The sequence below is a fragment of the Allobosea sp. GW822-FHT05A11 genome, from assembly GCF_058800455.1.
Window position 1 is genome coordinate 501,789 of sequence record NZ_JBXAMI010000003.1, and the last position, 12,501, is coordinate 514,289.

Genomic DNA, 12,501 nt, shown 5'->3' on the forward strand with positions numbered 1-12,501 from the left:
GCTTTGCTGCAGCAGCGGTCGGCGCGATGACGCTGGCCGTTGCCCGAAACATCCGGCGGGAGCCCGCGATCGCGGCCCCGCCGGCTCCACGTTTGCGCCTGCCGGAAGGCTGGAGCCTGCCTGCGCTCGTCGTCGCGGTCGCTCTGCTGCTCGGCGGCCTGCCCTTCTTCAGGCTGGCCGCCGCGGCGTTCGCGCCCGGCTGGCAGTTCGCGCCGAGGGAAGCCTTCGCCGAGATGACGAGCCGCGCGGCCGTTACAGCAACCTGGCACACGCTGGAGACGGCCTCGCTCTCGGCGCTCGGCGCGCTTCTCGTCGGCGGCATCGTCGCGCTGGCGCTCGGCGTCACCGATGTCAGGGGCAAGCGCCCCCTCGCCTTTGCCTTCGTCTTCTCGATGATGATCGCGCCACAGGTGGCGGCGCTCGCTTTCCTGAGCCTGCTCGCGCCGAACTCGCCAATCCTCTCGCTAATCGGCCTCGCGCCGCCACCGGGCACGCCGAACCCGCTGCTCGGGCGCGGCGGCATCATCCTGGTCATGGCGCTGCATCATGCGCCGCTCGTCGCGATTACGCTCTGGACCGGGCTGCGCAGCATCCCGCAATCGCTGGTCGAAGCCGCGCAGATGGAGGGCGCCGCGCCCGCGACCATCACCACGCGGATCGTCATCCCGGTGCTGCGGCCGCAGATCATCGCCGCCGGGCTGATCGCCTTCGTCGCGGGCGTCGGCAATTTCGGCATTCCGGCCCTGCTCGGCCTGCCCGTGAACTACCTGACGCTGCCGACCTTGATCTATCGCCGGCTGTCGAGCTTCGGTCCGTCGAGCCTCGGCGAGACGGCCGCGCTCGCGGTGCTGGTCGGCGTGGTCGCGGCGCTCGGAATCGTTGCGGGAGCTCTCGCCGCGCGCAACCAGCGCGGCAAGGTCGAGATCGAGCGGCCTCTGGAGCCCTACTGGCTGCTCGGCCCGGCCCGGCCCTTTGTCCCTGCTGGGCTCTGGCTGCTGCTCACGCTCAAGCTTGGATTGCCGCTGCTCGCCCTGCTCAGCGAGGCGCTGACTCCGGCGCTGGGCGTAGCGCTTTCCTGGCAGACGCTGACCTTCGACAAGTTCACGGAAGTTCTGTTCCGGCAAGCGGTGACCATGCGCGCCTTCCGCAACTCGCTGATCTTCGCCGGCTGCGCCGCGCTGATCCTCGCCATCCTCGCGATCGTTTTCGCCTATGGGCTGGAAAGGCGGCTCGGCAGGTTGCGGCGCGCCGTCGAACTGATGATCGAACTGCCCTATGCCCTGCCGGGCATCGTCCTGGCCATCGCCTGCATCCTGATCTTCCTGAAGCCGTTACCGCTGATCGGCGTCAGCATCTACGGCACGCCCTTCATCATCCTCTTCGCCTATCTCGCCCGATTCCTGCCGCTGGCGCTGAAGGCGCCGGTCGCAGCGATGGCCCAGATCGAGGCGCATCACGAGGATGCCGCGAAGCTCGACGGCGCCAATCTCCCGCAGATGCTGCGCTTCATCGTCGCGCCGATCCTGGCGCCGGCTGCCGCCGTCTCGGCGCTGATGGTCTTCCTCGTCGCCTTCAACGAGTTGACGGTCTCGGCCCTGCTCTGGTCCTCGGGCACCGAGACACTCGGCGTCGTGCTGTTCAGCCTGAAGGAGGCCGGGCTTGCCGGCGAGGCGGCGGCCGTCGCGATCAGTGCCTGCGCCGTCATCCTCGTCGTGATGCTGGCGCTCGACCTGATCGGGCGCAACCGGCAGCACAATATCCTGCCCTGGCGGATCTGAGGCTTCTCCGTGCAGGTCATCAAAGCGCAGCCGTTGCCCCAACAGATGTGACGGAAAATTAAACTTGGGGGCGCCCTAGATGGAGCATGGGTGCCCATCAGACATTACAGGCCAGGCCGGAGCCCGTGCCGGACGATCGCCAGATTCTCGTCATCGAGGATTCACGAACCTTCTCGCTGGCGCTGCGGCAACTTCTCCAGGCCGAGACCGGACTGCCCGTCACGACCTGCGCATCGCTGAAGGAGGTCAGCGACCTCATCGTCGCGGCGCCGGGCGCCTACGCGATCGCCGTGGTCGACCTCAACCTGCCGGATGCTCCGCGCGGCGAGGCGCTCGACTGGACCGTGACCCACGGTATCCCCTCGGTCGTCTTCACCGCCACCTTCGATCTCGCCACGCGCGGGCGGATTATGGAGCGGGAGGTGATCGACTACGTCCTGAAGGACAATGAATTCGCGCTTCCCAACATTGTCGGCACGGTCAAGCGGGCGCTGAACAACCGCAACACCCGCATCCTCGTCGTCGACGATACCCGCACCACCCGCAAGGTGCTCGCCCGGATGCTGTCGATCCAGCAATATGCCGTGGTCGAGGCCGGCTCCGGGCAGGAGGCGCTGGCGATGCTGGAGAGCAATCCCGACATCCAGCTCGTCGTCAGCGACTACTACATGCCGGACATGGACGGCTTCGAGCTGGCCCGGCGCATCCGCCGCCGCCATCCGAACGTGCGTGTCCTCGGCATCTCCTCCTCGACCGACCGGCAGACTTCGGCGGGGTTCCTCAAGGCCGGCGCGCATGATTTCGTCTCGCGCCCGTTCGTGCTGGAGGAGCTGCAATGCCGCATCGCCTCCAATGTCGAGGTCCTCGACCAGCTCAGGCAATTGCAGGACCTTGCAGCGCGCGATTTCCTCACCGGCCTGTTCAACCGCCGCCATTTCTTCGCCCGTGGCCGGCAGCTCGTCGGCGAAGCGCGCGATATGGACCTCCCGGTCTCGATCGCTATTCTCGACATCGACCATTTCAAGCGGCTCAACGACCGCTACGGCCATGACGGTGGCGACCAGGCGCTGACGGCGGTTGCGAGGACGCTGAGCATCATGGCCGAGCGCGGCTTCAACCTGCTCGCTCGCATCGGCGGCGAGGAGTTCGCCATCATCTTCCCGGGGGCCGATCTCGCCGAGGCCGAGCGCCTGTGCGAAGGCATCCGGACGGCCATTGCCGGCGCGCCGCTGACCATCGAGGGAGAAACCCTGCCGCTCACGGTCTCGATCGGCGTCGCTTCGATCGGCCCCGGCGATGCGCTCGAAGCTGCCCTCGGGCAAGCCGACCAGGCGCTCTACACAGCCAAGCAGGACGGGCGCGACAAGGTCCGCACCGCTACCGCTGCCGCCTGAGGCTATTCCGCTGCGATGCGCGACTCGGGCCTGTGCTCGCCCATCAGCAGGGCACGCGACGCCTTCACCTCGCGGACGACGAAGTCGACGATGGCGCGAACTCGCGCGACATCCTTCAGGTCGGCATGGACCAGGAGCCAGAAGGAGCGCGTGATCGAGACCGTCTCGGGCAGGACGGGCACGAGCCGCTTCTCTCCTTCCGCCATGAAGTGATGGATCACACCGATGCCGGCACCGGCGGCGACGGCATTCATCTGGGCGATGACGCTCGAGCTCTGGACATGGGCGCGCAGGCCCTTGGCAACCTCGTCGAGATAGTCGAGCTCGGGCGAGAAGATCAGGTCGTCGATATAGCCGATGATGCGATGCTCGAAGAGGTCCTCCGGCTTGGTCACCGGCGGCATCGAGGCGAGGTATTCCGGCGAGGCGTAAAGCCCGAGGCGGTAGTCTGAGAGCTTTCGGGCGACGACCTTGCCTTCCTTGGGCGGGGCCAGCGTGATCGCGACATCGGCCTCCCGCTTCGACAGCGAGAGCAAACGCGGCATGGCGATGAGCTGGATCTCGAGGCCCGGATAGGATTTCGCGAACAATGCCAGGCGTGGCGCGAGGAACGAGGTGCCGAGACCATCCGGTGCGCCGATCCTGACGGTGCCCGACAGCGCCATGTCGGCGCCGCCGATATCGCTCTGGATCGCGAGCGCCTCGGTTTCCATGCTCTCCGCCTTGGCGAGCAGGCGCTCGCCGTGAGCGGTCAGCATGTAGCCCTGCGGGCGGCGCTCGAAGAGCTTGGCCTTCAGAGCCTCCTCCAGCGAGGTGATGCGGCGCGAGACGGTGGCATGATCGGCGCCGAGGCGGCGCGCCGCCGCGGTCAGGCGCCCGGAACGCGCGACGGCAAGGAAAAAGCGGAGGTCGTCCCAGTCGAAGCGCTCCAAGGTCCTCTCCCCGTATTTGTGTTTTCGCACGGCCGACGTTTCACTCTCGCTATAGCCGTGCATAAACGAGAATGGTAGGGAGGATGCGGGATCATCGCACCATCAGTTCGTAGGGAGGGCGCCATGCGTCAGGTTGGACATTTCATCGGCGGCAAGCATGCCGCGGGCACGTCGGGTCGCACGGCCGACATCTACCAGCCGATGGACGGCACGATCATCGGCAAGGTGGCGCTGGCCTCGACGGCCGAGCTCGACGCCGCCGTGCGGAACGCCGCCGAGGCGCAGCCGAAATGGGCCGCCGTCAATCCGCAGCGCCGCGCCCGCGTGCTGATGAAGTTCATCGACCTGATCGCGCAGAACAACGACGCGCTCGCCGAGCTGCTCGCCCGCGAACACGGCAAGACCATTCCCGATGCCAAGGGCGACATCCAGCGCGGCGTCGAGGTCCTGGAATATTCGCTCGGCATTCCGGGCCTGATGAAGGGCGAGTTCACCGACGGCGCCGGCCCCGGCATCGACATCTATTCGATGCGCCAGCCGCTCGGCGTCGTCGCCGGCATCACCCCGTTCAACTTCCCGGCGATGATCCCGCTCTGGAAGCTCGGCCCCGCCATCGCCTGCGGCAATGCCTTCATCCTGAAGCCCTCCGAGCGCGACCCGGGCGTCCCGATGCGCTTTGCCGAGCTTTTCATCGAGGCCGGCGGCCCTCCCGGCATCCTCAACGTCGTCAACGGCGACAAGGAAGCGGTCGACGCCATCCTCGACCATCCCGAGATCAAGGCCGTCGGCTTCGTCGGCTCGACCCCGATCGCGGAATACATCTACGCCCGCGGCTGCGCGGCCGGTAAGCGCGTGCAGTGCTTCGGCGGCGCCAAGAACCACATGATCATCATGCCGGACGCCGACATGGACCAGACCGTCGATGCGCTGATCGGCGCGGGCTACGGCTCGGCCGGCGAGCGCTGCATGGCGATCTCGGTCGCCGTCCCGGTCGGCAAGGCCACCGCCGACGAACTGGTCAAGCGCCTGATCCCGCGCGTCGAGAGCCTGAAGATCGGCCCCTCGACCGATACCAGCGCCGATTACGGCCCGGTCGTGACCAAGGCGGCGATGGAGAAGATCAAGTCCTATGTCGATATCGGCGTGAAGGAAGGCGCCAAGCTCCTGGTCGACGGGCGCGACTTCAAGATGCAGGGCTACGAGAACGGCTTCTATGTCGGCGGCTGCCTGTTCGACAACGTCACCAAGGACATGAGCATCTACAAGGACGAGATCTTCGGACCGGTGCTCTCGGTGGTGCGCGCCGAGACCTATGACGAGGCGCTGAAGCTGACCAACGACAACGAATACGGCAACGGCACCGCGATCTTCACCCGCGACGGCGACGCGGCACGCGACTTCGCCTCGAAGGTCCAGGTCGGCATGGTCGGCATCAACCTGCCGATCCCGGTTCCGCTGGCCTATTACACCTTCGGCGGCTGGAAGCGTTCCGCCTTCGGCGACCTCAACCAGCACGGCCCGGACGCGATCCGCTTCTACACCAAGACCAAGACGGTGACGGCGCGCTGGCCGAGCGGTATCAAGGATGGTGCGAGCTTCGTCATCCCGACGATGAACTGAGGCGCCACCGACGGAGGAGGCCATGGAGCGACCGCTGCGCATCATCGCATCGTCGCTCGTCCTCCTCTGCGGCATGGGGCCCGCCCTCGCGACCGGCCCCTCGCCCGACGCCACATCCTCGTCCGAGGATGCGCTCTGCGAGCCGGGCGCATCCGAGAACGCGCCCCTCGGCGAAGTGGAGCTCGCCCGCTGCCGCCGGCTCTGGCAGGAGCGGGTCGAGGCCGCCCGGGAGCGGAGCCGGAGCTATGTCGAAGGATTGATCGAGGATAGCCGGCAGCGGCGGGAACGCGCGGCGAGCCTGCCGCCGCCAACTCCTGCGCCCGTGACGGTCGAAACCTTCCTCGGCAGCGATCTCGCCTATGGCGATGTGGTGGTGACCGACAAGGGGCCACGCGTCTTCGTCGGGAAGGCCGGAGAAGCTGCCGGACCCGAGGATTTCGTCGCCCTCGACGCGGCCCGGTCGCCGCATCGCGGCCGTGCCCAGCCCTATGACGGGGCCTATCCGCAGCCCAAACGCCCTCAGGTCGCGACGCAGCGGCCCGCCGCCCTCAAGCCCCAGGAGCGCCAGCCTTGAGCCCGTTTTCCCTGACCGAGGACCAGATCGCGATCCGCGACATGGCGCAGGACTTCGCTGCCGAGACATTGGCGCCCCATGCCGCGCGCTGGGACGAGGAGAAGCATTTCCCGGTCGAGGAAATGCGCGCCGCAGCCGCGCTCGGCATGGGCGGCATCTATATCCGCGACGATGTCGGCGGCTCCGGCCTCTCGCGTCTCGACGCAGCCTTGATCTTCGAAGCGCTCTCGACCGGCTGCCCGACGGTCGCGGCCTATATCTCGATCCACAACATGTGCGCCTGGATGATCGACCGCTACGGTTCGGACGAGCAGCGCCAGCGCTTCCTGCCGAAGCTCTGCACGATGGAGCATCTGGCGAGCTATTGCCTGACCGAGCCCGGCGCCGGCTCGGACGCTGCTGCGCTCAAGACGAAGGCGGTGCTGGACGGCGACCATTACGTTCTCGACGGGCAGAAGCAGTTCATCTCCGGCGCCGGCGTCTCCGACATCTATGTCGTGATGGCGCGCACCGGCGAGGCCGGCCCCGGGGCCATCTCGACCATCGTCGTCGAGAAGGACACGCCCGGCCTCTCCTTCGGCGCCAACGAGAAGAAAATGGGCTGGAACGCCCAGCCGACGCGCGCCGTGATCTTCGAGAACTGCCGCGTGCCCGTGACGAACCGCCTCGGCCCGGAAGGCATCGGCTTCAAGATCGCCATGGCCGGGCTCGATGGCGGCCGACTCAATATCGGCGCCTGCTCGCTCGGCGGGGCGCAGGGCGCGCTCGACCGATCTCTGGCCTATGCCAAGGAGCGCAAGGCCTTCGGCTCGGCCATCGCCGATTTCCAGGCCTTGCAGTTCAAGCTCGCCGACATGGCGACCGAGCTGGAGGCGGCCCGCAGCCTGCTCTGGCGCGCGGCGGCGGCGCTCGACGCCAAGACGCCGGATGCGACCAAGCTCTGCGCCATGGCCAAGCGCATCGCCACCGATACCGGCTTCGAGGTCGCCAACCACGCCCTGCAGATCCATGGCGGCTACGGTTATCTCGCCGATTACGGCATCGAGAAGATCGTCCGGGACCTGCGCGTCCACCAGATCCTCGAGGGCACCAACGAGGTGATGCGGATGATCGTGGCACGCGGGCTGGTCGGCCGGTCGAAGGGGAATTGACGCCGGAGGCGTCATCCCGAACGCCAAACGGCGACCTGGGATGACAAGACGAGACAGCACCTTTTTCTGATGACGATCCCGCGTCTGCTTTTCGCGCAGCCCGGAATGACACCAAGAGCGACGACAAAAACGACGAGAGGATACGACCATGACCAACATCGCCTTCATCGGCCTCGGCAATATGGGCGGCCCGATGGCCGCGAACCTCGTCAAGGCCGGGCACGCCGTCAAAGCCTTCGATCTCGTGCAGGCCTCGAAGGACGCCGCCGCTGAACTGGGCGTTGGCATCGCCGGCTCGGCGAAGGACGCCGTGGCCGATGCGGAGGTCGTCGTGACCATGCTGCCGGCGGGCAAGCATGTGCTGAGCGTCTGGGCCGATATCCTGCCGGCGGTGAAGCCCGGCACGCTCCTGATCGATTCCTCGACGATCGATGTCGAAAGCGCCCGCAAGGCTCATGCGCTGGCGGCCGAGCGCGGCTGTCTTTCGCTCGACGCTCCGGTCTCGGGCGGCACCGGCGGCGCGAAGGGCGCGACGCTAACCTTCATGGTCGGCGGCACCGAGGATGCCTTCGCCCAGGGCGAGCCCATCCTTGCCAAAATGGGGCGGCGGATCGTGCATTGCGGCGGCGGCGGCAACGGCCAGGCGGCCAAGATCTGCAACAACATGATCCTGGGCATCTCGATGATCGGCGTTTCCGAGGCCTTCGTGCTGGCCGAAAAGCTCGGCCTGTCGCATCAGGCGCTGTTCGACGTCGCCTCGACCTCGTCGGGCCAGTGCTGGTCGCTGACGACCTATTGCCCGGTGCCGGGGCCGGTGCCGACCTCCCCCGCCAATAACGAGTACAAGCCGGGCTTCGCCTCGGCGCTGATGCTGAAGGACCTTAAGCTGTCGCAGGAAGCGGCGCAGGCAGCAGGCGCCTCGACCCCGCTTGGCGCGGCGGCGGCGCAGCTCTTCGGGCTGCACAATGCCTGGGGCGAGGGTGGCACGGATTTCTCCGGCATCATCCATCTTCTGCGCGGACGCGGGCAGGCGTGAGACGCGCTTGCGCGGCAAGGCGTCGCGGGTCTAGACCCTGACCATGAACGACGCCCTGCCCCGCCGCGAACGCTCCTCCTTCACCGGCTTCGCGATCAACCGGCTCGACCGGCGCGAAGACCTGCGCAACCAGCCCAACGCGGTGACGGCCTTGCGCCACCGCTCGGACACACGGATTGCCGTGGTCGCGGGCGAGACGCCAATCCTGAAGCGCCTCGATGGCGAGGCGCTCACGGTCTGGTTCAGCCATGGCGAGACCGAGATGCTCGGCCCGGCGGCCGAGGAAATCTTCATGGGTATGGCCGAGGACGGGACGCCCCGCTTCGGCCGCCTGCTCGACAAGGCCCTGGCCGAGACTCTGAAGGAAAGGGCCGAGCTGTTCGTCACCGATCTGCGCTCGGTCGCGCTGAAGCGCATCGTGCCGGAAGACGAGGTCGGGCCGCTCGGCGAGGCCAAGGCCGTGCTCGACTGGCATGCCCGCCATCGCTTCTGCGCGCAATGTGGCGGGCCGACCGTCGCCGGCGCCTCGGGCTGGCGGCGCGAATGCACTGCCTGCGGCGCGATGCATTTCCCGCGCACCGATCCGGTCGTGATCATGCTGGTGACGCGTGGCGATGCCTGCCTGCTGGCCCGCCAGGCCCGGTTCGCACCGGGCATGTATTCCTGCATCGCCGGCTTCGTCGAACCGGGCGAGACGATCGAGGACGCGGTCAGGCGCGAGAGCTGGGAGGAGGCCGGCTTGAAGGTCGGCGCCGTCCGTTACCTCGCCTCGCAGCCCTGGCCCTTCCCCTCCTCGATCATGATGGGCTGCATCGCCGAGGCGCTCGGCGACGAGATCACGCTCGACATGACCGAGCTTGAGGAAGGCCGCTGGTTCCCCCGTGAAGAGGTACTGCAGATGCTGGACGGCAAGCATCCCGACGGGCTCGCCTGCCCGCAGCATATCGCCATCGCCAACACGCTGGTGCGGGCCTGGGCACTGGACGGCGAGCGGATCTAACGGGGCCTTTTACCATTCCTTAACCGTGAAGGGCGTCCCCTTGCGCTGTCCACCGGGGCTTTTGGGGGCTCGGAAAGGACCGCGACCATGCACGAGCTCGACCCTGAGCAGACCATCATGGAGCAGCTCGTCGGCCTGCCCGTTGCCGATGTCGAACGTGATCTGATTCTCGCCACCCTGCGCGAAACCGGCGGCAACCGCACCCACGCTGCCAACCTCCTCGGCATCGCCATCCGCACGCTGCGCAACAAGATCAACAGCTATACGGCGGCAGGCTACGACGTGCCGGAAGCGCTCCAGCCGTCGGCGCAGTGAGCGGCCATGCGCACCACGGCATCGAACGCGGCGGCGGCCGGTCAGTTGGTCGCCGCGACGACCACGGCGGCGCTGCTGCGCTGCCTGCTCCACAAGGGGGTCCTGGCGCCCCACGACATCCGGGAAATCTACGAGGCCGCCCTTCTCCTGCTCGAAGAGCAGCAGGGGGCGGCGCCGGAGCACTCCGCCGCATTCATTGCGGCGCGGGAGATCATCGAAGACGGCCTCAAGGACTGAGGCGGTCTTCCTGCGCAGCGAACAGCCGTCGCTTGTTCACAAGCGGCTACTCGCCGGCTTCCTCGATCGTCGAGCGGAAGTCGTTGGCGGCATAGACGCCCATGATCTTCATCTCCTTGGAGAAATAGGAGAGCTCGTCGAGCGCGCGCCGCAGCGCCGGGTCGTCGGGATGGCCCTCGACATCGGCATAGAACATCGTCGCCGAGAAATGGCCGTCGACCATGTAGCTTTCGAGCTTCGTCATGTTGACGCCGTTGGTGGCGAAACCGCCCATCGCCTTGTAGAGCGCGGCCGGAATGTTGCGGACGCGGAACATCAGCGTCGTCACGGTCTTGGCCCCACCCTGGCGCGCATATTCCGGGTATTTCGAGAGCACGACGAAGCGGGTGGTGTTGTGCTTCTCGTCCTCGATATCCTCCATCAGGATATCGAGGCCATAGACCTCCGCCGCGATGCGCGGCGCGATGGCCGCGCGCGTGAGATCGCCGGCCTCGGCGACCTGCCGGGCGGAGCCCGCGGTGTCGGCGGCGACCTCGGCCTTGAGGCCGAGCTTGCGGATGATCTTCCGGCACTGGCCGAGCGCGTGGATATGGCTCTGGACCGTCTGGATCGTCGCAAGCGTCGCGCCCTTCACGCCCATCAGGTGAAAGCGGATCGGCAGGAAATGCTCGCCGATGATGTGCAGCCCCGAACGCGGCAGCAAATGATGGATATCGGCGACGCGGCCGGCGATCGAGTTGTCGATCGGGATCATGCCGTAGCGTGCCTTGCCATCGCTGACGGCCGAGAGCGCGTCCTCGAAGGTGGCACAGGGCAGAAGCTCGCAGTCCGGAAACACCTGAAGGGCCGCCTGCGAGGAGAAGGCTCCGGGCTCACCCTGATAAGACACGACGAAGGACATGGGACGACTTCAGGCTCCAGCTTCTTGTTATCCGCCACTCCAGAGGGCGACCGTGATACGGCCCCTGCGGAAACGGCTTTATCGGGACTTCAGCAATACACGAGCGCGATCGAGATCGGGCGGCGTGTCGACGCCGCGCGGCACATGGTCGATGACCATGACGTCGATGCGCATTCCGTCTTCCAGCGCACGGAGCTGCTCCAGCTTCTCGCGCAGCTCCAACGGCGACTGCGGCAGGCTGACGAAACGGTCGAGCGCGGCGCGGCGATAGGCGTAGAGACCGACATGGTGATAGAGCGGCCCCTCGCCGTAAGGTGCCGTGGCGCGCGTGAAATAGAGCGCGCGCAGGTGGCCGGGCGCAATCTCGCTGCCGACGAGCTTCACGACGCTCGGCGCCGTCTTCTCTTCCTCGTCGTCGATCACGCCGGCGAGAGTCGCGATATCCACAGCCGGATCGGCAAGCGGTTTCACCGCCGCGGCGATGGCCGAGGGCGCCAGCGTCGGGAAATCGCCCTGCACATTGACGATGATGTCGTAATGCCTGTCAGGGTCGAGAATATCGGCCGCTTCCTTGATCCGGTCCGATCCGGTCTGATGCTCGGCGCTGGTCATCACCGCCTTGCCCCCGGCGGCTTCGATCGCGGCCGCGATTTCCGGCGCATCGGTCGCCACCGCCACATCGCCGGCCCCGGATTCGACCGCCCGGCGCCAGACATGCACGATCATCGGCTCGCCATGGATATCGGCGAGCGGCTTGCCGGGCAGGCGCGTCGCCTGCATGCGGGCCGGGATCAGGATCAGCGGATGGGCCATTTTCGGATCGTGCTCGGCATGGGCACCACCGGCAGAAGCCGGCGGCGGCAAAAAGTCTCAAACGGTGCGTGCTTATACGAGTTGCAATGAAGCGCGCAAAGCGGTTAAGCAACGGCGGAAGCTGGAGCCTTTCAAGACTCCGGCCAAGCGCTATCTCGTCTCCCGCGCCTCGGACGCGGAGGGCACCAGGGTTCGGATACGATGAACATCGAAGCCAACAAGATCGCCGGCGCGGTTCTCTCCACGCTGCTCGTCGTGCTGGGCCTCAATATGACGGCCGGTATCGTCTTCGCGCCGAAGAAGCCGGCAGTGACAGGCTTCGACCTGCCGAGCGAGGAGCCGGCTGCCGCAGGTGGCGCCGCCGCTGCCCCCGCAGCCGAGGAGCCGATCGCGGTGCGCCTCGCCAAGGCCGACCCCGCCAAGGGCGAGAAGGCCACCGCCGCCTGCAAGGCCTGCCATACCTTCGAGAAGGGCGGCGCCAACAAGGTCGGCCCGCATCTCTACGACGTCTATGGCCGCAACGAAGGCACGGTCGCCGGCTTCGGCTACTCGGCCGCGATGAAGGGCCGCAATGACAAGACCTGGGACGCCGAAGGGCTCGACCATTTCCTGAAGGGCCCGAAGGCCTATGTGCCCGGCACGATCATGGCGTTCGCCGGCATCGCCAAGCCCGAGACCCGCGCCGACGTGATCGCCTATCTCAACAGCCTCTCCGAAGCGCCGAAGCCGCTGCCGAAGCCCTGAGACGGC

Annotated in this window: 13 protein-coding genes; 10 read left to right on the plus strand and 3 right to left on the minus strand. The window is 67.1% G+C overall.

Annotated features, from left to right (window positions below; all coding sequences use genetic code 11):
- Window positions 1–26 precede the first annotated feature (26 nt).
- Together AC1RLU_RS11935 and AC1RLU_RS11940 are read left to right on the plus strand one after the other, a co-directional pair.
- A complete protein-coding gene (locus AC1RLU_RS11935; protein ID WP_492795747.1) occupies window positions 27–1,778 on the plus strand; it encodes an ABC transporter permease in 1,752 nt (583 codons plus the stop codon).
- 86 nt (window positions 1,779–1,864) lie between these two features.
- Window positions 1,865–3,172, plus strand: coding sequence for a GGDEF domain-containing response regulator (locus tag AC1RLU_RS11940; RefSeq protein WP_492795749.1), 1,308 nt, complete (start codon window positions 1,865–1,867; stop codon window positions 3,170–3,172).
- Between the two features lie 2 nt (window positions 3,173–3,174).
- Here the strand turns inward: AC1RLU_RS11940 and AC1RLU_RS11945 are convergent, their stop codons facing one another.
- Complete coding sequence (locus AC1RLU_RS11945; RefSeq protein ID WP_492795751.1) at window positions 3,175–4,104, minus strand: LysR family transcriptional regulator; 930 nt, start codon at window positions 4,102–4,104, stop codon at window positions 3,175–3,177.
- 123 nt (window positions 4,105–4,227) lie between these two features.
- On the opposite strand from AC1RLU_RS11945, the gene AC1RLU_RS11950 reads away from it, so the two are divergent.
- The 7 genes from AC1RLU_RS11950 (at window position 4,228) to AC1RLU_RS11980 (ending at window position 10,037) form a co-directional block, all read left to right on the plus strand.
- Window positions 4,228–5,724, plus strand: coding sequence for a CoA-acylating methylmalonate-semialdehyde dehydrogenase (locus tag AC1RLU_RS11950; RefSeq protein WP_061965233.1), 1,497 nt, complete (start codon window positions 4,228–4,230; stop codon window positions 5,722–5,724).
- A gap of 22 nt (window positions 5,725–5,746) precedes the next feature.
- Window positions 5,747–6,298: a hypothetical protein gene (locus AC1RLU_RS11955; RefSeq protein ID WP_492795752.1), complete on the plus strand. Its 552-nt coding sequence runs from the start codon at window positions 5,747–5,749 to the stop codon at window positions 6,296–6,298.
- Window positions 6,295–7,449, plus strand: a complete 1,155-nt coding sequence (locus tag AC1RLU_RS11960; RefSeq protein WP_492795754.1) for an isobutyryl-CoA dehydrogenase — start codon at window positions 6,295–6,297, stop codon at window positions 7,447–7,449. Before AC1RLU_RS11955 ends, AC1RLU_RS11960 begins: the two co-directional genes overlap by 4 nt.
- A 148-nt stretch (window positions 7,450–7,597) precedes the next feature.
- A complete protein-coding gene (mmsB, locus tag AC1RLU_RS11965) occupies window positions 7,598–8,485 on the plus strand; it encodes a 3-hydroxyisobutyrate dehydrogenase (RefSeq protein WP_492795755.1) in 888 nt (295 codons plus the stop codon).
- 43 nt (window positions 8,486–8,528) lie between these two features.
- A complete protein-coding gene (nudC, locus tag AC1RLU_RS11970; protein WP_492795757.1) occupies window positions 8,529–9,485 on the plus strand; it encodes an NAD(+) diphosphatase in 957 nt (318 codons plus the stop codon).
- Between the two features lie 87 nt (window positions 9,486–9,572).
- Window positions 9,573–9,800, plus strand: coding sequence for a helix-turn-helix domain-containing protein (locus AC1RLU_RS11975; protein WP_492795759.1), 228 nt, complete (start codon window positions 9,573–9,575; stop codon window positions 9,798–9,800).
- Between the two features lie 6 nt (window positions 9,801–9,806).
- Complete coding sequence (locus tag AC1RLU_RS11980) at window positions 9,807–10,037, plus strand: hypothetical protein (RefSeq protein WP_492795760.1); 231 nt, start codon at window positions 9,807–9,809, stop codon at window positions 10,035–10,037.
- 46 nt (window positions 10,038–10,083) lie between these two features.
- Here the strand turns inward: AC1RLU_RS11980 and AC1RLU_RS11985 are convergent, their stop codons facing one another.
- Window positions 10,084–10,938 carry a prephenate dehydratase gene (locus AC1RLU_RS11985; RefSeq protein ID WP_061965246.1) on the minus strand — a complete coding sequence of 285 codons (855 nt, stop codon included), beginning with the start codon at window positions 10,936–10,938 and terminating at the stop codon, window positions 10,084–10,086.
- Window positions 10,939–11,016: 78 nt separating this feature from the next.
- Window positions 11,017–11,751: a 3-deoxy-manno-octulosonate cytidylyltransferase gene (locus tag AC1RLU_RS11990; RefSeq protein ID WP_492795762.1), complete on the minus strand. Its 735-nt coding sequence runs from the start codon at window positions 11,749–11,751 to the stop codon at window positions 11,017–11,019.
- Window positions 11,752–11,952: 201 nt separating this feature from the next.
- Here AC1RLU_RS11990 and AC1RLU_RS11995 point away from each other — a divergent pair, with 201 nt between their 5' ends.
- Entirely contained in the window at window positions 11,953–12,495 is a 543-nt protein-coding gene (locus AC1RLU_RS11995; protein WP_061965247.1) for a c-type cytochrome, read from the plus strand.
- The last annotated feature ends 6 nt before the right edge of the window (window positions 12,496–12,501 follow it).